Source organism: Ralstonia sp. UNC404CL21Col (genome assembly GCF_000620465.1).
Lineage (GTDB): Bacteria > Pseudomonadota > Gammaproteobacteria > Burkholderiales > Burkholderiaceae > Ralstonia > Ralstonia flatus.
Genome location: NZ_JIBE01000008.1, coordinates 1 through 21,261 on the forward strand (window position 1 = coordinate 1; position 21,261 = coordinate 21,261).

Consider the following 21,261-nt stretch of genomic DNA (forward strand, 5'->3'; position numbering starts at 1 on the left):
TGGGTGTGGAAGCGCAGTAATGCGTTCAGCTAACCAGTACTAATTGCCCGTGCGGCTTGATCCTATAACCGGTATGTTTCCGGCTGGGTCTGCCTTGTGCCTGATACACAAGCACAACCCCTACTACATTCCCATATTGGCGGCGTTGACACAAAGTCAGCGACGCGACAAGTCATAGCCTGGTGACCATAGCGAGTCGGTACCACCCCTTCCCATCCCGAACAGGACCGTGAAACGACTCCGCGCCGATGATAGTGCGGATTCCCGTGTGAAAGTAGGTCATCGCCAGGCTCTCCATCTAAACACCCCAGCTCCAACACAGAGCTGGGGTGTTTGCCTTTGCGCGCTCAACTTCGATATCCAGCTCTTCGGGTGAATCGGATCGGCTCATTGCAGTGCGAATGCACATCAAACAAAAAAGCCTCCGAATGGAGGCTTTTTGCGCTTATGCGGGTGGCTGAGTGACTACCTACGTAGCCAGGAATTTCTCAACGAGACGAACCCAATACGTGGCGCCCAGCGGCAGCAACTCGTCGTTGAAGTCATAGCTGGGATTGTGCAGCATGCACGGGCCGAGCCCGTGCCCTTGCTCGCGGTGGTCACCATCGCCGTTGCCGATGAAGGCGAAGCAGCCAGGCTTCTCGATCAGCATGAACGAGAAATCCTCCGCGCCCATGGTCGGATCGATATTGGCATCAACGTTATCCACGCCGACGAGTTCGCGCATGACGGCCGCGGCGAATTGCGTTTCGGCTTCCGTGTTGACGGTCGGCGGGTAGTTCCGGTGGAAGACGAAGTCGACCGTGCAATCGTATGCGGAGGCGATGCCTTTGGAGACTTCTTCCATGCGGCGCTCGATGAGGTCGAGCACTTCAGTGGAGAACGTGCGCACCGTGCCGCCGATCCAGGCTTCATTCGGGATGATGTTGGTGGCGTCGCCGGCATGGAACTGCGTGACCGAAAGGACGGCCGTGTCGATTGGCCGCTTGTTGCGCGTAATGATGCCTTGCAACGCCGAGACTACCTGAGCGCCGACAAACACCGGATCGTTGCCGTTGTGCGGTAGCGCTGCGTGCGCCCCTTTGCCTTTGATCGTGATGCGGAATTCGTTGCTCGACGCCATCAGCGCGCCGGCACGCGTCCCGAATGCACCGACCGGCACCCCTGGCCAGTTGTGCAGGCCAAAGACGGCGTCGCACGGAAAACGATCGAACAGGCCGTCCTTGATCATCTCGCGCGCGCCCCCGCCGCCTTCTTCGGCAGGCTGGAAGATGAGGTTCACGGTACCGCTGAAATTGCGATGTTTAGCCAAGTAATGCGCCGCACCAAGCAGCATCGCAGTGTGGCCATCGTGACCGCACGCGTGCATCTTGCCGTCGTGCTTGGAGCGGTGCTCGAACTGGTTGGCCTCCGCAAGCGGCAGGGCGTCCATATCGGCGCGCAGGCCGATGCTCTTGCCTTCACCGTTGCGGATGACACCGACCAGGCCGGTCTTGCCCAGGCCCCGATGCACTTCGATGCCCCATTCGGCGAGTTTGGCAGCGACCAGATCTGAGGTGCGCTGCTCTTCGAAGCAGAGTTCGGGATGCGCGTGAATGTCGCGTCGCAGCGCCTGGATCTCGGGCTGCGCGGCTTGGATTTCTGGGATCAGCTTCATGAGGATGCTCGTGTTCTGGCTGAAAATTCGGAGTCACGTTCGATGATACGCCGAAGGGCGATTCTCGACCCGCTATCAGCCGATTGCTTGATCCGTCCATGCAGTTGCGTATGGATTGCCCGCACGACGGTTTGTGCTCCCGCACGTACAGGCAAAGCGGAGCGGCCGAAAGGCCTACACTGGAGGTTCGCCAATTGACCGCGCGGCCGATGCCGGTGTCCCGCCGCGGTCTTGCCGCCTTGTGAACGACTCCGAGCCCATCATGTCCGCCGACGTTATCGCTGCTGCATCGCAGCCCTCCGACGAAGTTCTGCAATTGATCCGCACGCTGGTGGCGTTCGATACCGTGAGCCGCAATTCGAACCTCGGATTGATCGAGTGGGTGCGCGATCGCTTGCGCGCGCAGGGCGCGGAATGCCGGCTGACGTATGACGCCACGGGCGGTAAGGCGAACCTGTTTGCGACGTTGTCGCCGGGCCGCAAGCCGGGGCTCGTGCTGTCGGGCCATACCGATGTGGTGCCCGTCGATGGCCAACCGTGGGATACGAACCCGTTCGATGCGCAAATCCGCGATGGTCGCCTGTACGGGCGTGGCACGGCCGACATGAAGAGCTTCATTGCCGTGGCACTCGCAAATATGCCGGCTTTCATGGCAGCGGAAGGCGACGCCAGTTTTCATCTATCGCTGTCGTATGACGAAGAGATCGGCTGCGTGGGCGTGCGCGGCCTTCTGCGTGACCTTGAGGCCAGCGGCATTCACCCGGCCGGTTGCATCGTCGGCGAGCCCACGTCGATGCGTGCCATCATTGCGCACAAGGGCAAGCGCGAATACCGATGCTGCGTGCGAGGCAAGGAAGCGCATTCCGCGCTGACGCCGCAAGGGGTGAACGCGATCGAATTTGCGGCGCTGCTGATCGCACATATCCGCTCGCTGGCTGCGCGTCTGGCGGCGGAAGAAGCGCGCGACGCCGCCTTTGTCGTGCCGCACACGACGCTGAATACGGGCACGATCAAAGGCGGTATTGCCACCAACGTGGTGCCCCGCGATTGCGAATTCACCTTCGATTTCCGCTATCTGCCGGGCACCGATCCGGATTGGCTTTTCGGCGAGGTTGAGCGCTATGCCCAGCAGACGCTGCTGCCGCAGATGCGCGAAATTTCTGCCGACGCTGACATCAGCTTCGCCATGAAGGCCAATACGCCCGGCTTGTCGATTGCCCCCTCACACGAGTTGGTTGCGCTGGCACAAGCGCTGGCCGATAGCCGGGGCGTGGTCGGCAAGGTCGACTATGGGACGGAGGCGGGCTTGTTCTCGCGCGCGGGCATCCCGACGGTCGTGTGCGGCCCGGGCAATATCGAGCAGGCGCACAAACCGAACGAGTACATCGAACTCACGCAGATCGCGCAGTGCGAAGCGTTCATGCGGCGCCTCGCCCAACAGCAGCCGCAAATGCAGCCGGCCTGAACAAAAAACCGGGCGCATGGCCCGGTTTCTTTCTGTGCGATGCCCGTTCAGCGGATGACTTGGCCGTTCGAGTTGATGATCGTCATCTCAACGAATTTCGAGCCGACATGGTTGGATGGCGAGAAGTTCACGTTGAAGCCCCCCACGTCGTAATTGCCCATCGACTCGAGCGCCCCGATGAACTTCTCGCGCGTCAGGTCCCGGCCGGCACGCTTGAGACCTTCGACGAAGACGCGCGCGGCGACGTAGCCTTCGATGCTTCCGTAGTCGAAATCGGTAATGCCGTCGGACTTGAGCAGCTTCTGGTAGTCGCGCACCAGCGGCGACGCACCGCTATACGGATACGGCATCACCTGCGAGATGATCACGCCGCCGCCGGCCTTGCCCAGTGTATTGGCCAGCGCCTTGGTGCCGACGAACGATACGTTGTAGAACTGGCCCGCGTACCCCTGTTCCTGAGCGCCTTTCACGAGCGCCGCCACGGTCTGGTAAGCGCTGATGACGACGATCGCATCCGGCTTCTGCGCAAGCACGGTCCCAATGGCACCCTTCACGTCGGTGGTGTTGCGCACCACGCTCGCCTTTGCGGCCAGCGACACGCCCTGGTTGGCGGGAAGCTTCAGCGCGTGCTCCACGCCGTCCAGCCCGGCCTTGCCGTACGCATCGTCGTTGTAGATCACGGCAATGCGCCTGAGGCCGGTCGTGCGGATCTGCTGCACGATGGCGGCGGTTTCGTCGTTGTAGCCGGCGCGCACGTGGAACACGTTGCGCGCGAACGGCTCGCGCAGTGCTGTTGCGCCGGAGTACGGCGCAAAGAACGGCACGCCTGCAGGATTGGCGATCTTCAGCGCCGCCAGGCTCGTCGGTGTGCCGACATAGCCGAACAGCGCAAAGACTTTGGTGTCGTCGATCAGCGTCTTGGTATTGCGGGCCGTCGCATCAGGCTCGTAGAAATCGTCGAGCACCTTCAGCTCGATCTTGCGTCCGTTGACGCCGCCTGCTGCATTGACGGCGTTGAAGTAAAGCTGGGCGCCGCGGTTCATCTGCTGGCCAAGCTGTGCCGCCGGGCCACTCATCGGCGCCGATTGGCCGACGATGATTGCGTCGTTGGTTACGCCCGTCTCAGCGTGGGCGCCGCCCGACGCCATGCCGACGATGCCCGCTGCGAACATGGCCAGCAGCCCGGTGATTCTGCGAGATTGCATTGCTCTCCCCCGAGAGTTGATTTGCCCGGCATCATAGCTAAACGGGCAGGGGAGGCAAACAGAATCGGGCGGGTTGCGTCGCTTTTGAGCCTTTTTGAGACAGAGAAGGCGCGCGATGTGCTCGCTTTCCTTCATGCGGGGGGGCGTTTCAGGCGCCTTCGGCCACCCGTCGCTTCATCACCGCCAGCAGCACGGCCGTGACGACGGTGCCGGCAACCAGCGCCGCCACGTAGCCGCCCAGGTGCGTGACCGCGTTCGGGATCGGCAGCACGAACGCCCCGCCGTGCGGCACGCGCAGTTCCACCCCAAACAGCATCGACAGCGCGCCTGTGCAGGCTGAACCCGCCACGAGCGCAGGAATGACGCGGAATGGGTCGCGCGCGGCATACGGGATCGCCCCCTCGCTGATGAAGGCGAGGCCGAGCACGGCGGTGGCGCGCGCCGCCTGGCGTTCGTCTGGCGTGAACCGCGACGGGAACAGCCATGCCGCCAGCGCGATGCCCAGCGGCGGCGTCATGCCCGCGGCCATCGTGGCTGCCATGGGCGTGTAGACCTGCGCGCCGATCAGTCCGGTGCTGAATGCATACGCCGCCTTGTTGATGGGGCCGCCCATGTCGAAGGCCATCATGCCCCCCAGCAGAGCGCCCAGCGGGACCGCGTTGGCGCCTTGCATGCCACGCAGCCAGGTCGTGAGCGACGCGAGCAGCGCGGCAACCGGCGCGCCCACCACATAGAGCATCACCAGGCCCGTCAGCAGGCAGCCGAGCACGGGCAGGATCAGCACCGGTTTCAGCCCTTCCAGGTTGCGCGGCAGCTTCAGCCAACGGTTGAGCGCCTCGGTGCCATAGCCAGCGACGAACCCGGCGACGATGCCCCCCAGAAACCCGGCGCCCAGGCTGGCGGCCAGCATGCCTCCGACCATCCCCGGTGCGATGCCCGGCCGGCTGGCGATCGAATACGCGATGTATCCGGCGAGCACGGGCACCATCAACGCAAACGCGGACTTGGCACCGATCTGGAACAGCGCGCCGCCAAGCGTGTGGCTGGCCGAGGCGTCCGTCACATAGATGCCGCCGAGGGCAAACGCCAGCGCAATCAGGATGCCCCCCGCCACCACAAAGGGCAGCATGAACGACACGCCGGTCATCAGGTGCTTGTACGGGCCGGTGCGCTGCTGTTCTGCAGCCGCGCCCGCGGTCCGCGTCGATTGGGCCGCCCCGGAGGCCTCCACGGCGGCCTCGTCGAACGCGCGGCGGATCAGCGCCTGCCCGTCATGGATGGCGGCTTTGGTGCCGGCGCGGAAGACGCGCTTGCCGGCAAAGCGCGACAGGTCGACCTGCGTGTCTGCGGCGATCAGCACGAGATCCGCACTCGCGATGGCATCGGCCGACAGCGTGTTCTGTGCGCCTACGGAGCCCTGCGTCTCCACGTGGATCGTGTGACCGAGCGCGCCGGCGGCCTGCGTCAGCGCCTCCGCGGCCATGAAGGTGTGCGCGATGCCGGTCGGGCACGACGTGATGGCGACAATGCGCCGAGCTTGCACACCCGATTCCGGCGCGGGTGAGGCGTTCTGCATCACGCGGGCCAGCACCGCCCGCGCGTCGGCCAACACCTCGTCGAGCGTGACTTCAAGCGTGCGCGGATTGGCGTGACGAGCGGCGGCATCGGGCGACAGGCCGGCCCAGACGACGGCTTCTGCGGTGGCCAGCGCCGCGGTGTCAACGACGGAGGTGATGTCCGGGCCGCGCACGTCGACGTCGAGCTTGTAGCCGGATTCGCGCGCCGCGTGGCGCAGGGCCGCGCCGGCGAGCATCGCGCGGGCGGTGCGGCCGTCCGCACCGAGAATTGCCAGCAGGTTTGCCATGATCGGCTCCTTGAATGCGTTGAGCGTGTGGCGATGCGATGGTTGGTCTGGGCGTCAGGCCACGCGCTGCATCTGGACGGCGGCGGCGCATTCGCGCACTTCGCCAGGGGGGGGGAGGTGCGGCCCCAGACGCTGCAGCTTGCATGCGGCAAAGGCCACCGAAAGGCGCACGGTCTCTTCCATGCCGGCACCGGCATGCCAACCGGCCAGCACGCCGGCCACCATGGCGTCACCCGCGCCGACGGTACTGGCGGCGCGCACCGGTGGCAGGCTCGCTTGCCACGTGCCGTCTGCCGTGACGAACAGCGCGCCGTCCTCGCCGAGCGACACGATGACCTGCGCCACGCCACGCGCGTGGATGGCGCGTGCCACGTCCGCCGTTTCAGCCAGCGTCGGCAGCGATGTACCCGCCCACAGTTCCAGTTCGTGTCGATTGGGCTTGATGGCCGTCGGCAGCGCGTCGCGTGGCGCGGCCAGCACCCGTGCGAGCGGGGTGCCGCTCGTGTCGACCAAGGTCGGCACGCGGCGGCGGTTAAGTCGGGCCAGCAATGTCACGTAGGCATCCGGCGGCAAGCCACCGGCCAGACTGCCGCACAGCGCCGCGCCCGCAATGTCGGAGAGCGCGTCAATGCGTTCGCACAGCGCGTCGAAGTCTGCGGGCGTGGCGTCAATGCCGGGCAGATTGATGTCGGTGGTCTGCCCGTCTGCCTGGTCGCTGATCTTGATGTTGGTGCGATTGGTGCCGGGCACGCGGCAGAAGCCGTCGACCACACCCTTGCGCGCAAACAGCGCCTCGAACAGTTCGGCATTGGCGTCGCCGAGAAGGCCCGTGGCAATCACCGGCACCTGCCAGTCGGCGAGGCAGGCAGCGACGTTGACGCCCTTGCCGCCGGCTTGTTGCGTGACGCTGCGGCCGATGTTGACGCGGCCGCGTTCGAGGCGCTCCAGCCCGACGGTCATGTCGATGGCCGGGTTGAGCGTGACGGTGACGATGCGCGATTGGCGGCTCATGCGGCCTTCTCCTCGCCACCGGCCTGCATCGGGAAGGCGGTTTCCAGGGCGCGCACCTCCTGGGCGGAAGCGCAGGCCAGCGCGCGTTCTGCGAGCTGAGACAACGCGCGAAGGTGCGCCTCGCGCAGCCGCGCCTTGACCGGCGCAATATCGCGCGGGCTCATCGATAACTCGTGCACGCCAAGCCCTGTCAGCAGCAGCGCGCCGAACGGGTCTCCGGCCAGCCCGCCGCATACGCCGACCCAGCGCCCGTGGCGCGCGGCGCCTTGCACCGTCTGCTGAATCAGACGCAGCACGCTCGGGTGCAGGCTGTCGGCCTCAGCCGCGAGGTCGGGATGCTGGCGGTCGATCGCCAGCGTGTATTGCGTGAGGTCGTTGGTTCCGATGGAGAAGAAGTCGACGTGTTCTGCCAGTCGATCGGCCAGCAGTGCGGCGGCTGGCACTTCCACCATGATGCCCAGCGGCACCGTCGGCGCGTCGAGTTCTGCGCGGATGCGTTCGCAGGCGGCGCGCAGGGCGGTCACCTCCTCCAACGAGGTGATCATCGGGAACATGATCGACAGCGCCGCGGTATCGCCGGTACTGCCGGCATCGCGGGCGGCCCGATAGAGCGCGCGCAGTTGCGGCTCCATGAGGTCGGGCCGGCGCAGCAGCAGGCGCGCACCGCGCACGCCGAGGAACGGGTTCTCTTCCGTCGGCAGGTTCAGATGCGGGACCTGCTTGTCGCCGCCGATATCCAGCGTGCGCACGATCAGCGGACGGCCGCCAAGGGCTTTGAGCATGTCGGCGTAGACCGCGTATTGCGTGTCTTCGTCCGGCGCGTGGTCGCGTTCGAGGAACAGGAATTCGGTGCGCATCAGGCCGACGCCTTCCGCACCGAGCGTGAGCGCTTCGACCGCTTGTGCCGGCAGGTTGACGTTGGCGGCGATCTCCACCGTGTGGCCGTCACGCGTGCGCGCAGGCAGGCCTCGCTCCGCCTCCTCACGCTGCGTGCGCGCGGCGTCTTCCTGCAGCCATGCGCGGGCGCTCGCGATGCTGGCGTCATCGGGATCGAGCACCAGACGGCCGCCCGTGCCGTCGATGATGGCCTGCGTGCCCGTCGCCACATCGAGCACGGCCGGACCGGCGGCCACGACGGCTGGTATGCCCAGCGTGCGCGTCAGGATGGCCGTGTGCGAGGTCGGACCGCCTTGCGCCGTGACGATGCCGATGATGCGTCGCGTGTCGAGCGCCGCCGTATCCGAAGGCGACAGGTCCGCCGCCACCAGGATGCAGGGCGTGTCAGGCAATGTCTGCGCTGCAGTGCGCAGCGACGGATCGATATGGCCGAGCACGCGCCGTCCCACGTCGCGCAGGTCGGCCGCGCGCGCGGCCAGCAGCGGATTACCCAGCGCGCCCAGCCGCTCGGCGAGGCGCTCGACGGCCTGATGCCAGGACCACGCCACGCCGTGGCCTTCGACCATCGCCTGGCACGTCAGCGTCATGAGATCGGTGTCGCCCAGCAGTTCAGCCTGCGCCTTGAAGATGCCCGCTTCGGCTTCGCCCAGACGGGCGGCGGTGTCACGTGCCAGGGCTTCCAGCTCGGCGCGCGTGCTGGCCAGCGCCTGGTCCAGCAGATCGCCGCCGGTGGTCAGTGCGACGGGGTGATCGGGCACAGTCGACGCGCCGTGCTGCAACACGTGGATGGGGCCGATCGCCAAACCAGGGCTCGCCGCAATGCCGCCGATGGCGGGCAACGCCGCGTCGGCTTGCCAGCCGTGCGCGGTCTGGCGCGTGCGGGCAGCTTGCGTGTCGCGCGCCGCCTGGGCGCGCTCCTGCGCCGTCAGGCCTCGGATGGTCTGCAGCAGCGCGTCGAGCGCGGCACCGGCGTCGGGCCCTTCCGCAGAGAGGCTGAGCTTGGCGCCGGCCGCCAGCCCCAATTGAAGCAACGCCACGAGATTCTTTGCATCGGCGGTTTCGTCGCCATGGCGGACTTGCACCCGCGCGGCAAAGCGACGCGCGGTTTCAACCCACTGCGCGGCCGGACGGGCGTGCAGGCCGCTCGGGTATTCCAGCGTCAAGGTGCGCTGCTCGGCGAGGTCGGTGCCTGGCGTACCGGCGGCGGGCGCGGGTGCGTCGGTGGAGAGTGCGGCGACAAGCTCTTCAGCATTCTGCGTGGTGAAGAGCTGCCGCAGGCGGGCATCGTCATTCAGCAGCCGTGTTAGCCGGCGCAGCAGCGTGATGTGCTCGTCCGACTGCGCGGCGATGGCAAATACCAAGTGCGTCGTCTGGCCCGGGTGCCACTCCAGCCCGTCAGGAAACTGCAGCACCGCAATGCCGGTCTGGCGGATCAGGTGACGGTCCTCGCCCATGCCGTGCGGAATGGCGACGCCGTGGCCGAGAAACGTGTTGGCCACCGTTTCGCGGCGCAAAAGGCTGTCGATATAGGCGGGGTCGATGCAGCCGGCGTCGGCCAGCAATTGGCCGGCGGCGCGGATGGCGCTTTCCTTGCCGGTGGCGCGTTGTTGCAAACGGATGCGTTCGGCGCAGATCAGGGCGGTGGCCATGCGGCGGGGGTCTCCTGCGGCTGCCGTGCTCCAAGGCCCGGCATGCGTGTCGTCGATGATCGCGAATTGAAATCGATTACAGATGGAGTGTCAATGTGCGTCGCCACACAAAGTGACGCCTATCCCCGTATTTACGGGGTTTTCCCTAGGAGCCAGGGAGATTGGAGACGATGCGGTCATTCGCTATGATGACGCTTTCATTGGAAACGATTTCAGCATGACGGTTCGAATCAAGGACGTGGCGGCGGCAGCGGGGGTGTCGGTGGCAACCGTGTCGCGTGCGCTTGCTGGCGGCCCTGTGAGCGCGGAGCTGCGCCGGCGCGTCGATGCGGCGGTGGCGGCGTCGGGGTATCGGCCGAACTTGTCGGCACGCCGGCTGCGCTCACAGCAGGCGCAGACCGTCGGCCTGATCGTCTCCGACATCCGCAATCCGTTCTTCACCAGCGTCAGCCGCGCCGTGGAAGACGCGGCCTACGCGGCTGGCCTGCGCGTCATCCTGTGCAATTCCGACGAAGACCCCGAGAAGGAAGCGATGTACCTGCGTCTGATGGAAGAGGAGCGCGTGACCGGCGTGATCCTCTCGCCGACGCGGGGCATTGCCGAGGCGCAGCAACCCGTGGACCTTGGCTACCCGGTCGTGCTGATCGACCGCGCCGGCCCCACATGCGGCACCGATGCCGTCGTGCTCGACAACCAGCAGGCCGCGCAAGCACTGGCCGAGCACCTTGCCGCGCGGGGTTACCGGCGTATCGGTGGATTGTTCGGGCGGACCAGCAGCACGGGCGCGGAGCGCCAGGCCGGATTCGCGACGGCGCTGGCACGCCACGGCATCGCCGCCGAGGCACGCTTTATCCTGCCGACCGCCGAGGCCGCGGAGGCCGAGACGCTGGCGTGGCTGTCCGGCGCGGAACGTGATCGCCCCGACGCGCTGGTCGCGAGTAACGCGCAATCGCTGCTCGGCGTGCTGCGTGCGTTGCGGCGGCTGTCGCTCGACGTGCCGCGTGACATCGCCGTGGCGGGCTTTGACAACGAGCCCTGGACCGAACTCGCCGGCCCGGGCATCACCGTGATCGAGCAACCGGTCTACGACATCGGTCGCATGGCAATGGCGATGCTGCAGGAGCGCCTCGCGCAACCCACCTTGCCGACGCGCCGCGTGCTGTTGACGGGGCGGCTCGTCACGCGCGGCTCCACGCCGCTGCGAAGCAGTTAGCAGGCGATTACAATTTCCGGATACTCGCGCCGGTGCGACAACGCCAACATGCACCCGCCGCCACCCACTCCGGAGCCCCCTGATGTCCACCCAAGTCATCCGTGCTGCCTGTCCGCACGACTGCCCCGACACCTGCGCCTTGCTCGTCACTGTCGAGGACGGCCGCGCCACCCGCGTGCAGGGCGACCCGGACCACCCGACCACCGCCGGTGTGCTGTGCACCAAGGTCAATCGGTATGCCGAGCGCACGTACCACCCAAACCGCCTGTTGGCGCCGATGAAGCGTGTGGGCGCCAAGGGTGAGGGCAAGTTCGAACCGATTTCGTGGGACGAGGCCATCGACACCATCGCCACGCGCCTGGGCGACATTGCTGCGCGCAACCCGGAGGCCATCCTTCCGTACAGCTACGCCGGCACGATGGGCCTGGTGCAGGGCGAAAGCATGGCCGCGCGTTTTTTCCACAAGCTGGGAGCGTCGCTGCTGGATCGCACAATCTGCGCATCGGCCGGCGCGACGGCGCTGCGCTACACGTACGGCGCGAGCCTGGGCATGGATATCGAGCACGTGCAGGACGCCAAGCTGATCCTCATCTGGGGCGCCAATCCGATCGCGTCGAACCTGCATTTCTGGACGCGCGCGCAGGAAGCCAAACGGCGCGGCGCCACGCTCGTCGCCATCGATCCGTATCGCTCGCTGACGGCCGAGAAGTGCCATCGCCATCTGGCGGTGCGCCCCGGTACCGATGCGGCGCTGGCGCTGGCGATGATCCACGTGTTGATCCGCGATGATCTGCTCGACCACGACTACATCGCCAATCACACGCTCGGTTTCGAGGCGCTGCGTGAGCGCGCGCAGCAATACACGCCGGAATACGCGGCGACGCTGTGTGGGGTGGACGCGGCGGATATCGAGTGGCTCGCCAAGCTGTACGGCACGACCGTCGTGCGCGACAAACAGCCCGCGGCCATTCGCCTGAACTACGGCATGCAGCGCGCGCATGGCGGCGGGCAGGGCGTGCGCGCGGTCGCATGCCTGCCGTCGCTGGTGGGCGCGTGGCGCGATGCAGCGGGCGGGCTGCAGCTGTCGACGTCGGGTTTCTTCCCCATCGACAATGCGAAGCTGCAGCGTCCTGACCTGCTCCCGAGCTGGCCCGCGCTGCCGCGCACGATCAACATGAGCACCATCGGCGATGCGCTGCTGCATGCCGGCGATGCGTCGTTTGGCCCGAAGGTCGAGGCGGTGGTCGTCTACAACAGCAACCCCGTCGCGGTGGCGCCGGATTCGCGCAAGGTCGCCGCCGGCTTTGCGCGCGAAGACCTCTTCACCGTGGTGCTGGAGCATTTCCAGACCGACACCGCCGACTACGCCGACATCCTCCTGCCCGCCACCACGCAGCTCGAACATGTCGATGTGCACAAGGCGTATGGCCACACCTACGTGCTGGCCAACAACGCTGCCATCGCGCCCATGGGGCAGTCGCTGCCGAACACGGAGATCTTCCGCCGCATCGCCAAGCGCATGGGCTTTAACGACGCCTGCTTTGCCGACTCGGACGACGACATCGCCAGCCAGGCCGTGCGCCGTGACGACCCGGCCGCCGCGCACATCGACTGGGCCACGCTCAAGCGCGACGGCTGGCAGAAGCTGGCGCACCCGGCTGCGCCGCTGGCTCATGGCGGCTATCGCACGCCGTCGGGCCGCTGCGAGTTCTATTCCGAGCAGATGGCCAAGGACGGCCTTGACCCGCTGCCCGGCTATGTGCCGCCGCATGAGTCGGCGATCAGCACGCCTGAGCTGGCGAAGCGTTATCCGCTGTCGATGATCTCGCCGCCGGCGCGCAACTTCCTGAACTCGACCTTCGTCAACGTCGACAGCCTGCGCAGCACCGAAGGCGAGCCGCATCTCGACATCCATCCCGACGATGCCAATGCGCGCGGCGTCATCGATGGCGAACTGGTCCGCATCTTCAACGATCGCGGCACCATGCAGGCGCGCGCCCGCGTGACCGACCGTGCGCGGCGCGGCGTGGTCGTCGGCCTGTCGATCTGGTGGAAGAAGCTCGCGCCCGACGGCACCAACGCCAACGAGCTGACCAGCCAGCGCCTGACCGACATGGGGCGCGCGCCCACCTTCTACGATTGCCTGGTCGAGGTCGCGCCGTTGGCACACGCCGCCTGACGGAACCATCATGCGTGCCGCACGCGCGCTGTGCCTTGCGCTGTCGTTTGCCGGTTCGGCGTTGCTGGCCGGCTGCGACACCGTCGGTTATTACTACCAGTCGGTCAGCGGACATCTCTCGCTGATGGCGCAGCGCGAGTCGATCGACCAGGCGATCGACAACGCCCGGCAGGCTCACAACGACAAGCTCGCCAAACGCCTGGAGGATGCGCGCAGCATCCGCATCTATGCGTCGCGCGAGCTGGGCCTGCCCGACAACGGCAGCTATCGCGTCTACGCCAATCTCAAGCGTCCGTTCGCGGTGTGGAACGTGTTTGCGGCGCCGGAGCTGTCGGTCAAGCTCAAGGAATGGTGTTTCCTCGTCGTGGGCTGCGTGACGTATCGCGGGTACTACGATCGCAACGCCGCCATAGCCTACGCCGACACCTTACGCGCCCAAGGCCTGGACGTGGATGTGGCCGGCATTCCTGCGTATTCCACACTGGGTTATTTCGACGACCCGCTGCTCAACACCTTCGTCGGCCTGCCGGAAGGCGAGCTGGCGCGGCTGATTTTTCATGAGTTGGCGCATCAGGTCGTCTACGCCAAGGGCGATACCGCGTTCAACGAATCGTTTGCCACCGCCGTGGAAACCATCGGCGTCGAACGCTGGCTGGCGGATGCCGCCACGCCGGAAATTCGCGCGGAATACGCCACGTACGACGCCCGCCGCGTACAATTCCGCGCCCTGCTGCTGGAGTACCGCAACCGGCTTGAAACGCTGTATGCCAGCCCCGTGTCGGACGACGAGAAGCGCGCCGGAAAACGCGCCATCTTCGCGAGCCTGCAGGCCGATTACGCCAAGCTCAAGGCAAGCTGGGGCGGTTATACCGGTTACGACCGCTGGTTCGCGCAGCCGCTGTCGAATGCGCATCTGGGCGCTGTCGCGAGCTACCTGGAATGGGTGCCGGCGTTCACGGCGCTGTACCACCGTGATGGCGGCGACTGGGCGCGCTTCTATGCCGACGTCAAAGCCATGGCGCGTGAGTCCAAACCGCAGCGCGAGGCCGCCTTGCGATTGCTAGCGCCGCCCGCGATGGCGACGTCTGCCGGCATCACGCAAAAGTGATGCCAACAGCGGTTTCTGCACCAGTTTCAAGCGGGGCCGACCGGCTGAGGGAACCGTCTAAGTTATTGTTTTGACACAGACATCCGCGTAGGATGCCGAAAAAAACGAACGACCATTCGAAAAAAATCGACAATCGCCAGGAGACACGCCCATGGATAAGCCGTGGCTGAAGCAGTATCCCGCCGGGGTGCCGGCCGAGATCGATGCGTCGCAGTATCGATCGCTGGCCCATCTGCTTGAGGATTCTTTCCAGAAGAACCGCAATCGCCGTGCATTTGAATGCATGGGCAAGGTGCTGACCTACGGCGAGCTGGATACGCTCTCGCGCCAACTGGCGGCGTGGCTGCAATCGCGCGGTCTGGCGCCCGGCGCCCGCGTCGCGTTGATGATGCCGAACGTGCTGCAGTACCCCGTGGCGTTGGCCGCCGTGCTGCGTGCCGGCTATGTGGTCGTCAACGTCAATCCGCTTTACACCCCGCGCGAACTGGAGCACCAGCTCAAGGACAGCGGTGCCGAAGCCATCATCATCCTGGAGAACTTCGCGACGACGCTGCAGCAGGTGCTGCCCAATACGCCGGTCAAGCACATCGTGGTGGCCAGCATGGGCGACATGCTCGGCGGGCTGAAGGGCATGCTGGTCAATTTCGTCGTGCGCAGCGTCAAGAAGATGGTGCCGGCGTGGGAACTGCCCAACTGCATCCGCTTCAACACCGCGCTGGAAGAGGGCGCCAAGCAGACGCTCAAACCGACTTCCGTCGGCCCCGACGACGTGGCCTTCCTGCAATACACGGGCGGCACGACCGGCGTGTCGAAGGGTGCGACGCTGCTGCATCGGAACATCGTTGCCAACGTGCTGCAATCGGAAGCCTGGATGAACCCGGCGCTCACCAAGCCCGGTCGCGATGGCCGCATGCTGGCCGCCGACGAAGAGATCGTCACCATCACCGCGCTGCCGCTGTATCACATCTTCGCGCTGACGGTGTGCTGCCTGCTGTCGATGCGCAAGGGCGGGCTGGCCGTGCTGATCCCGAATCCGCGTGACATCCCGGGCTTCATCAAGGTGCTCAAGCAGTACCGCTTCCACATGTTCCCGGCCGTGAACACGCTGTACAACGCGCTGCTGAACCATCCTGAATTCAAGGATGTCGACTGCTCGAACCTGCGCGTGGCCAACGGCGGCGGCATGGCGGTGCAGGAAGCCGTGGCCAAGAAGTGGCTCGAGGTGACGGGGTGCCCGATCATCGAAGGCTATGGTCTGTCGGAAACCTCGCCGTCGGCCATCTGCAACCCGACAGATACCGATAAGTTTTCGGGCACCGTGGGTTTGCCGATTCCTGGCACGGAAATCGCCATTCGCGACGACGAAGGCCGCGACTTGCCGATCGGCCAGGCGGGTGAAATCTGCATCCGCGGCCCGCAGGTCATGGCGGGCTACTGGAAGCGCCCCGACGAGACCGCCAAGGTCATGTACGCCGACGGATTCTTCAAGACCGGCGACGTGGGCGTGATGGACGAGCGCGGCTACACCAAGATCGTCGATCGCAAGAAGGACATGATTCTGGTGTCGGGCTTCAACGTGTACCCGAACGAGATCGAAGGCGTGGTGGCGATGTGCCCGGGCGTGCTGGAAGTGGCCGCCGTGGGCGTGCCCGACGTGCATTCGGGCGAGGTGGTGAAGCTGTTCGTGGTGCGTCGCGATCCGTCGCTCACGGAACAGAAGCTGCAGGAATTCTGCAAGGACCAGCTCACCGGCTACAAACGCCCGAAGTTCATCGAGTTCCGCAACGAGCTGCCGAAGACCAACGTCGGCAAGATCCTGCGCCGCGAACTGCGCGATGAGGCGATGAAGAAGCGTGCCTGAGTCTGCGTAGCTGCAATAAAAAAGCCGCGAGGAATCGCGGCTTTTTTCATGGCGGTCAGCCGACGTACAGCAGGATGCTGACGAACTGGCACGCACTGCCGGCCAGCACGAACAGGTGCCAAATGCCGTGGAAGTGCCGCACCTTCTCGTCAAAGAGGAAGAAGCCGATGCCGGCCGTGTAAAGCGCGCCACCCGCCACCAGCCACCACAGGCCCGGGGCGGGCAGCGCCGCCGCCAGCGGCCCCATGGCAATCAGCACCAGCCAGCCCATCACCACGTAGATCAGCAGCGAGAACAAGCGCGTGCGGCGGCCGATCCAGAGTTCCTGCGCAATGCCGATGGCCGCCAGCGCCCAGTTGATGCCGAACAGCGCCCAGCCCCAGGGGCCGCGCAATGTCACCAGCGCAAACGGCGTGTAGCTACCGGCGATCAACAGATAGATGGCGCAGTAGTCGAGCCGCTGGAAGATGCTTTTGGCCGGCCCGCGCAGGCTGTGATACAGCGTGGAGATGGTGTAGAGCAGGACGAGCGTCGTGCCGTAGACCACGGAGCTGACGACCTTCCAAGCGTCGTGGTGCAGGGCGGACGACGTTACCAGAACGGCCATGCCAGCGGCGGCAAGGATGGCCCCGGCCAGGTGGCTGAAGCCGTTGAAACGTTCTCCCCGATACATACGCGGATCTCCAGAAAAAACGGGTTCTCCCTACAATGCCCCAATGCCTGGCACCGATCTCAAAATCACCCCCCAATTGTCTATTCCGGAGTCCGAACTGGTCGAGCGCTTTGTGCGCGCAAGCGGAGCGGGTGGGCAAAACATCAACAAGGTATCGACGGCGGTGGAGTTGCGCTTTGACATCGCCCAATCGCCGTCGTTGCCGGAGGCATTGCGGGCTCGCCTGTTGGGAAAGCGCGACCGACGCTTGACCGACCAGGGCGTGATTGTGATTGATGCACAACGGTTTCGCACGCAGGACCGCAACCGCCAGGATGCGCGTGAACGTCTGGTCGCGTTCATCGCGACGGGGCTTTTGGTGCCGAAGTCGCGGATCGCCACCAAGCCTACGCGCGCTTCCAAGACGCGCCGTCTGGAAGGCAAGCGCGCGCGTGGCGACGTCAAGCGTGGTCGCTCGGGTCGCCACTCGTGGGATTAAGCGCGTCGCTATGCGGGCTGCTTACATCAGCCGGGTATCACGCGTCTCGCGCATGCAGAGCACGCCGATGAGGCTGACCACCGCCGCCGCCGACACATACATGCCGACCCAGCTCAGGCCGCCTTGCTCAGCCAGCTTTTGCGCGATGTACGGCGCAATCGAGGCACCCAGAATGCCGCCCAGGTTGTACGACACGCCGGCGCCCGTGTAGCGCACGTTGGTCGGGAACAGCTCCGGCAGCAGCGCGCCCATCGGTGCGAAGGTCACGCCCATCAGGAACAGCTCGATGATGAGGAACAGCGCCACCAGCGGCGTCTGCCCACTCCCCAGCAGCGGCGCCATCGTGAAGCCCGACAAAATGGCTGCGACGATGCCGACGATCAGCACCGGCTTGCGGCCAAAGCGATCCGACGCCCACGCTGACAGCGGCGTCGCCAGCCCCATGAACACCACGGCCAGGCACAGCAGCCCCAGGAAGCTCGGGCGCGAGAAGTGCAGCGTGCCGACGCCGTACGACAGCGAAAACACCGTCGAGATATAGAACAGCGTGTAGCAGACGACCATGGCCAGCGCGCCCAGGAGCGTCGGCCACCAGTGGCGTGCCAGCAGTTCGGCGACGGGCACCTTCACGCGTTCGTGCCGATCGATGGCCGCCTGGAAGGCCGGTGTCTCGGCGATCTTCAATCGCACATACAGCCCCAGCGCCACGAGCACGGCGCTCACCAGGAAAGGCACGCGCCAGCCCCAGCTGCGGAACTGCTCGTCCGATAGGGCGATCGCCAGGCCAAAGAACAGCCCGTTCGATGCCAGGAAGCCGACCGACGGTCCCAACTGCGGAAACATGCCAAACCAGCCGCGCTTGCCCGCCGGCGCGTTCTCGGTTGCCAGCAGGGCCGCGCCGCCCCATTCACCGCCCAGGCCGATGCCCTGGCCGAAGCGCAGGATGCACAGCAGGATCGGTGCGAGTGTGCCGATGCTGTCGTATCCGGGCACGAACCCGATCAGCGTGGTCGAAATGCCCATCACCAATAGAGACGCCACCAGCGTTGATTTGCGCCCGATGCGATCGCCAAAGTGACCAAAGAGGAACGAGCCGATCGGCCGCGCGATAAACGCGATCCCGAACGTGACGAATGCCGACAGCGCCTGCGCCGTGGCGGACCCGTGAGGAAAGAAGACGGGGCCGATCACCAGCGCCGCGGCGGTCGCATAGACATAGAAATCGTAGAACTCGATGGCCGTGCCGATGAAGCTCGCAAAGACGATGCGCGAGCGGCTGGCGTCGGTAGCTGGATCGGCGGCGGGCGTGGCCATGGCGGAGGAAGTCGAAGAGGGCATGCAGGTCTCCCTGGGACGTTGCGTTGTTGTCGTTATGAAGGCCGCCCATTGTGCGCGCGGCGGGCGGCGTGCTCAATGGCTGCGCGGTCAATCCACCTTTGCGCCCGAGGCCTTCACGACCGCGGCCCACTTCGCCGTCTCGGCACGGATGTGCGCGGCGAACTGCTCGGGCGTGTCGCCCACGGGCTCGGCGCCTTGCGCTTCGAGCTTCTCCTTGACGGCGGGGCTTGCCAGCGATTTCGCCACCGCCTGCTGGATGCGCGACACGATGGCCGGCGGCGTGCCGGCTGGCGCCAGCAGCCCGAACCACGAACTCGCCTCGTATTGAGGCAGGCCGGCGGCTTGCGCGACGGTTGGCACACCGGGCAGCGCCGGCGAGGGTTTGGCGCTCGTGACGGCCAGCGCCTTCAGCTTGCCGCCCTTGATCTGCGGCATGGCCGAGGGCAGGTTGTCGAACATCAGGTCCATCGTGCCGCCGATCAGATCGGTCAGCGCTGGACCGCTGCCCTTGTACGGCACGTGGACCATGCTCGTGCCCGTCTGCGTCTTGAACAGCTCGCCGGCCAGATGGATCGACGTTCCGTTACCCGACGACGCCATGTTCAGCTTGCCCGGATTGGCCTTCGCGTAGTCGATGAGGTCCTTCACCGAGTTGATCTTGTTCTTCTGCGCAAAGGCCGGGTTGACCACCAGCACGTTCGGCACGGAGGCCACCAGCGTGATCGGCGCAAAGTCATTGATCGGATCGAAACCCAGCCGCACGCCGTTCTGCGAGTACAGGGTCTGATTGATGGCGTGCGTGCCGACCGTGCCCATCAGCAGCGTGTAGCCGTCGGGCGCGGCCTTGGCCACGAGCGTCGAGCCGATGTTGCCGCCCGCACCGGGCCGGTTGTCGACGATGACGTTCCAGCCGGCGCCGCGCGTGAGTTCTGCCGCGACGGCGCGCGCCAGGATGTCGGTCGTGCCGCCCGGCGTGAACGGCACGACGATGGTGATCGGCTTGGCTGGATACGACGGGGTTTGCGCCGCCGCAGGCAACGTGATGACGCCGGCAGCAGCACCGGCAAGGGCTGCGCGCAGCAAGGTGCGGCGCAGCGTGCAAGGCACGGTCATGTCTCCTCCGATGATGTTTTTGGGTCGGCACAGCATAGCGCGCGGCCATGCAAAAAGGCACCCGAAGGTGCCTTCCTGCGCCCGCCAAGGAGAGGGGCGGCGGGCAAAACCAAAGCGTGCGTCAGAACTTGTGGCGCACGCCGATCGCCACACCGACCTGGTTATCCGAGTTCGGCGTGATGAAGTACGTCTGCGATGCAGCCGGCAGGTAGCCCACCGAGGTCTGCGCGCCCGTTGCCGGGTTCGTCACATAGCCGATCGAATCCCAGTTCAGCGACGCATTGCGCGCATACGCCGCGCTCAGGTACACGTCGGTGCGCTTGGAGAAGTTGTAGTCGGCGATGAACTGCCACTGCTGCGGGTTGCGCGGGTTGACCGTTGCGCCGCCGATGGTCGCTTCCTTGATGTTGTCGTAGTAGTACGCCAGCGTCAGGCCCAGGGCAGGCGTCACCTGGTAGTTCACGCCAGCCCAGTAGTAATCGTCGCGGTGCGGCAGCAGCGCCAGCGTGGCGCCAGACGAAGCCGTGTCGGTCTTGCCGTAGCGATAGCCGCCCATGACCTTGACGGGCCCCACCGTGTAGCTCGCGGCGATGGCGGCGCGCTTGTCCTTGGCGTACTCGTTGCCGGGGCCGCCCAGGGCTTCGGCTGCCGTCAGGACCTTCACTTCGTCATAGGCGATACCCAGGCCGAACGGGCCGCCAAAGTAGTTTGCGCCCACGCCGTACGCCGAGTTGGCGGTCTGGCTGCCGGCGCGCTCGCCGAACGACCAGTGGCCTTCCACGGTCAGCGGGCCGAATGCGCCGGTGTACTTGATGACGTTGTCTTCGCGGAAGTTCGGGCCCAGCTGGCCGACCACCGGCTCATACTGCGTGGCGTAACCGGTCGGCGAGAAGTTCGCCATCATGTCGAAGATCGTGGTGTATTGCCGGCCCAGCGTGATCTTGCCCCAGTTGCCCTGCAAGCCGACAAACGCCTGGCGGCCGAACAGGCGCCCGCCCTGCTGCAGCGTGCCGGTGTCCATGCCGTAGCCCGACTCCAGCACGAACAGGCCCTTGAGACCGCCACCGATGTCTTCAACGCCGCGCAAGCCCCAGCGATTGGAAGACAGCCCGCCGGCCTGCATCGCCAGGCGCGAACCGCTGCTGCCCGGTATGACCACCCCTGCAGCCGTCACGGCTTGCGCGTGGTTGACGTACTCAACGTTGGCGTCGACCACGCCATACAGCGTCACACTCGACTGAGCCTGCGCAACACCTGCAAATGTGCCCAGCACTGCCAATGCCAGCAGCGATTTCTTCATCGGTCGGTCTCCAGATCTTTATTTATTGGGTTCGGTGGCAGGCAGACCCTCCGTTCTCGTCTTCCCGCCCCATGACTTTCAAACGAAGTCGCTGACTAATGTAGCAACGGGTTGCAGGCGTCGGTCGAAATTTGCGAACGAATGTTCGTAAACGCGCGTTTGCTGTCTGATCCCGGCAACAGGCTGTTTCCGAATTCGAAATAGATCGAGGATGTCCGCCGCCGATTCCTTGCGGTTTTAGATGCGATCC

General features: G+C 65.7%; 15 protein-coding genes and 1 rRNA gene. 7 read left to right on the plus strand and 9 right to left on the minus strand.

Going from position 1 to position 21,261, the window contains the following annotated elements:
* The first annotated feature begins 178 nt into the window (after positions 1-178).
* A 5S ribosomal RNA gene (gene rrf / locus N511_RS0116460) occupies positions 179-291 on the plus strand.
* Positions 292-469: 178 nt separating this feature from the next.
* On the opposite strand, the gene N511_RS0116465 is transcribed toward rrf, so the two are convergent.
* Complete coding sequence (locus tag N511_RS0116465) at positions 470-1,657, minus strand: M20 aminoacylase family protein (RefSeq protein WP_027680289.1); 1,188 nt, start codon at positions 1,655-1,657, stop codon at positions 470-472.
* A gap of 262 nt (positions 1,658-1,919) precedes the next feature.
* Between N511_RS0116465 and argE the strand changes: the two genes are divergently transcribed.
* A complete protein-coding gene (gene argE / locus N511_RS0116470) occupies positions 1,920-3,122 on the plus strand; it encodes an acetylornithine deacetylase (protein WP_027680290.1) in 1,203 nt (400 codons plus the stop codon).
* Positions 3,123-3,169: 47 nt separating this feature from the next.
* Here the strand turns inward: argE and N511_RS0116475 are convergent, their stop codons facing one another.
* From N511_RS0116475 to ptsP, 4 genes are all read right to left on the minus strand, one after another.
* Complete coding sequence (locus N511_RS0116475) at positions 3,170-4,327, minus strand: ABC transporter substrate-binding protein (protein ID WP_027680291.1); 1,158 nt, start codon at positions 4,325-4,327, stop codon at positions 3,170-3,172.
* 148 nt (positions 4,328-4,475) lie between these two features.
* A complete protein-coding gene (locus N511_RS0116480) occupies positions 4,476-6,191 on the minus strand; it encodes a PTS fructose transporter subunit IIC (RefSeq protein ID WP_027680292.1) in 1,716 nt (571 codons plus the stop codon).
* A 54-nt stretch (positions 6,192-6,245) separates the two neighbouring features.
* Positions 6,246-7,202: a 1-phosphofructokinase gene (pfkB, locus tag N511_RS0116485; RefSeq protein ID WP_027680293.1), complete on the minus strand. Its 957-nt coding sequence runs from the start codon at positions 7,200-7,202 to the stop codon at positions 6,246-6,248.
* Positions 7,199-9,748, minus strand: coding sequence for a phosphoenolpyruvate--protein phosphotransferase (gene ptsP / locus N511_RS0116490; protein ID WP_027680294.1), 2,550 nt, complete (start codon positions 9,746-9,748; stop codon positions 7,199-7,201). Before ptsP ends, pfkB begins: the two co-directional genes overlap by 4 nt.
* A gap of 217 nt (positions 9,749-9,965) precedes the next feature.
* Here ptsP and N511_RS0116495 point away from each other — a divergent pair, with 217 nt between their 5' ends.
* From N511_RS0116495 to N511_RS0116510, 4 genes are all read left to right on the plus strand, one after another.
* Positions 9,966-10,961 carry a LacI family DNA-binding transcriptional regulator gene (locus tag N511_RS0116495; RefSeq protein ID WP_027680295.1) on the plus strand — a complete coding sequence of 332 codons (996 nt, stop codon included), beginning with the start codon at positions 9,966-9,968 and terminating at the stop codon, positions 10,959-10,961.
* Positions 10,962-11,043: 82 nt separating this feature from the next.
* Entirely contained in the window at positions 11,044-13,140 is a 2,097-nt protein-coding gene (locus N511_RS0116500) for a molybdopterin-containing oxidoreductase family protein (RefSeq protein WP_027680296.1), read from the plus strand.
* Positions 13,141-13,150: 10 nt separating this feature from the next.
* The gene (locus tag N511_RS24320) at positions 13,151-14,248 is read left to right on the plus strand and encodes an aminopeptidase (RefSeq protein WP_037027083.1); all 1,098 of its coding nucleotides are present in this window, start codon (positions 13,151-13,153) and stop codon (positions 14,246-14,248) included.
* A 151-nt stretch (positions 14,249-14,399) separates the two neighbouring features.
* Positions 14,400-16,109: a long-chain fatty acid--CoA ligase gene (locus N511_RS0116510; RefSeq protein ID WP_027680297.1), complete on the plus strand. Its 1,710-nt coding sequence runs from the start codon at positions 14,400-14,402 to the stop codon at positions 16,107-16,109.
* A 55-nt stretch (positions 16,110-16,164) separates the two neighbouring features.
* On the opposite strand, the gene trhA is transcribed toward N511_RS0116510, so the two are convergent.
* The gene (gene trhA, locus N511_RS0116515; protein ID WP_027680298.1) at positions 16,165-16,782 is read right to left on the minus strand and encodes a PAQR family membrane homeostasis protein TrhA; all 618 of its coding nucleotides are present in this window, start codon (positions 16,780-16,782) and stop codon (positions 16,165-16,167) included.
* 43 nt (positions 16,783-16,825) lie between these two features.
* On the opposite strand from trhA, the gene arfB reads away from it, so the two are divergent.
* Positions 16,826-17,260 carry an alternative ribosome rescue aminoacyl-tRNA hydrolase ArfB gene (gene arfB / locus N511_RS0116520; RefSeq protein ID WP_027680299.1) on the plus strand — a complete coding sequence of 145 codons (435 nt, stop codon included), beginning with the start codon at positions 16,826-16,828 and terminating at the stop codon, positions 17,258-17,260.
* 21 nt (positions 17,261-17,281) lie between these two features.
* On the opposite strand, the gene N511_RS0116525 is transcribed toward arfB, so the two are convergent.
* The 3 genes from N511_RS0116525 to N511_RS0116535 form a co-directional block, all read right to left on the minus strand.
* Complete coding sequence (locus N511_RS0116525) at positions 17,282-18,598, minus strand: MFS transporter (protein WP_027680300.1); 1,317 nt, start codon at positions 18,596-18,598, stop codon at positions 17,282-17,284.
* 87 nt (positions 18,599-18,685) lie between these two features.
* The gene (locus N511_RS0116530; protein ID WP_442965439.1) at positions 18,686-19,705 is read right to left on the minus strand and encodes a Bug family tripartite tricarboxylate transporter substrate binding protein; all 1,020 of its coding nucleotides are present in this window, start codon (positions 19,703-19,705) and stop codon (positions 18,686-18,688) included.
* Positions 19,706-19,832: 127 nt separating this feature from the next.
* Positions 19,833-21,011, minus strand: a complete 1,179-nt coding sequence (locus N511_RS0116535) for a porin (RefSeq protein ID WP_027680302.1) — start codon at positions 21,009-21,011, stop codon at positions 19,833-19,835.
* Between the last annotated feature and the right edge of the window lie 250 nt (positions 21,012-21,261).

What these genes read in the sequence shown, in the direction of transcription:
- N511_RS0116465 (WP_027680289.1), bottom strand. Translation starts at nt 1,657, where the DNA reads ATGAAGCTGATCCCAGAAATCCAAGCCGCGCAGCCCGAGATCCAGGCG.
- argE (WP_027680290.1), top strand. Translation starts at nt 1,920, where the DNA reads ATGTCCGCCGACGTTATCGCTGCTGCATCGCAGCCCTCCGACGAAGTT.
- N511_RS0116475 (WP_027680291.1), bottom strand. Translation starts at nt 4,327, where the DNA reads ATGCAATCTCGCAGAATCACCGGGCTGCTGGCCATGTTCGCAGCGGGC.
- N511_RS0116480 (WP_027680292.1), bottom strand. Translation starts at nt 6,191, where the DNA reads ATGGCAAACCTGCTGGCAATTCTCGGTGCGGACGGCCGCACCGCCCGC.
- pfkB (WP_027680293.1), bottom strand. Translation starts at nt 7,202, where the DNA reads ATGAGCCGCCAATCGCGCATCGTCACCGTCACGCTCAACCCGGCCATC.
- ptsP (WP_027680294.1), bottom strand. Translation starts at nt 9,748, where the DNA reads ATGGCCACCGCCCTGATCTGCGCCGAACGCATCCGTTTGCAACAACGC.
- N511_RS0116495 (WP_027680295.1), top strand. Translation starts at nt 9,966, where the DNA reads ATGACGGTTCGAATCAAGGACGTGGCGGCGGCAGCGGGGGTGTCGGTG.
- N511_RS0116500 (WP_027680296.1), top strand. Translation starts at nt 11,044, where the DNA reads ATGTCCACCCAAGTCATCCGTGCTGCCTGTCCGCACGACTGCCCCGAC.
- N511_RS24320 (WP_037027083.1), top strand. Translation starts at nt 13,151, where the DNA reads ATGCGTGCCGCACGCGCGCTGTGCCTTGCGCTGTCGTTTGCCGGTTCG.
- N511_RS0116510 (WP_027680297.1), top strand. Translation starts at nt 14,400, where the DNA reads ATGGATAAGCCGTGGCTGAAGCAGTATCCCGCCGGGGTGCCGGCCGAG.
- trhA (WP_027680298.1), bottom strand. Translation starts at nt 16,782, where the DNA reads ATGTATCGGGGAGAACGTTTCAACGGCTTCAGCCACCTGGCCGGGGCC.
- arfB (WP_027680299.1), top strand. Translation starts at nt 16,826, where the DNA reads ATGCCTGGCACCGATCTCAAAATCACCCCCCAATTGTCTATTCCGGAG.
- N511_RS0116525 (WP_027680300.1), bottom strand. Translation starts at nt 18,598, where the DNA reads ATGCCCTCTTCGACTTCCTCCGCCATGGCCACGCCCGCCGCCGATCCA.
- N511_RS0116535 (WP_027680302.1), bottom strand. Translation starts at nt 21,011, where the DNA reads ATGAAGAAATCGCTGCTGGCATTGGCAGTGCTGGGCACATTTGCAGGT.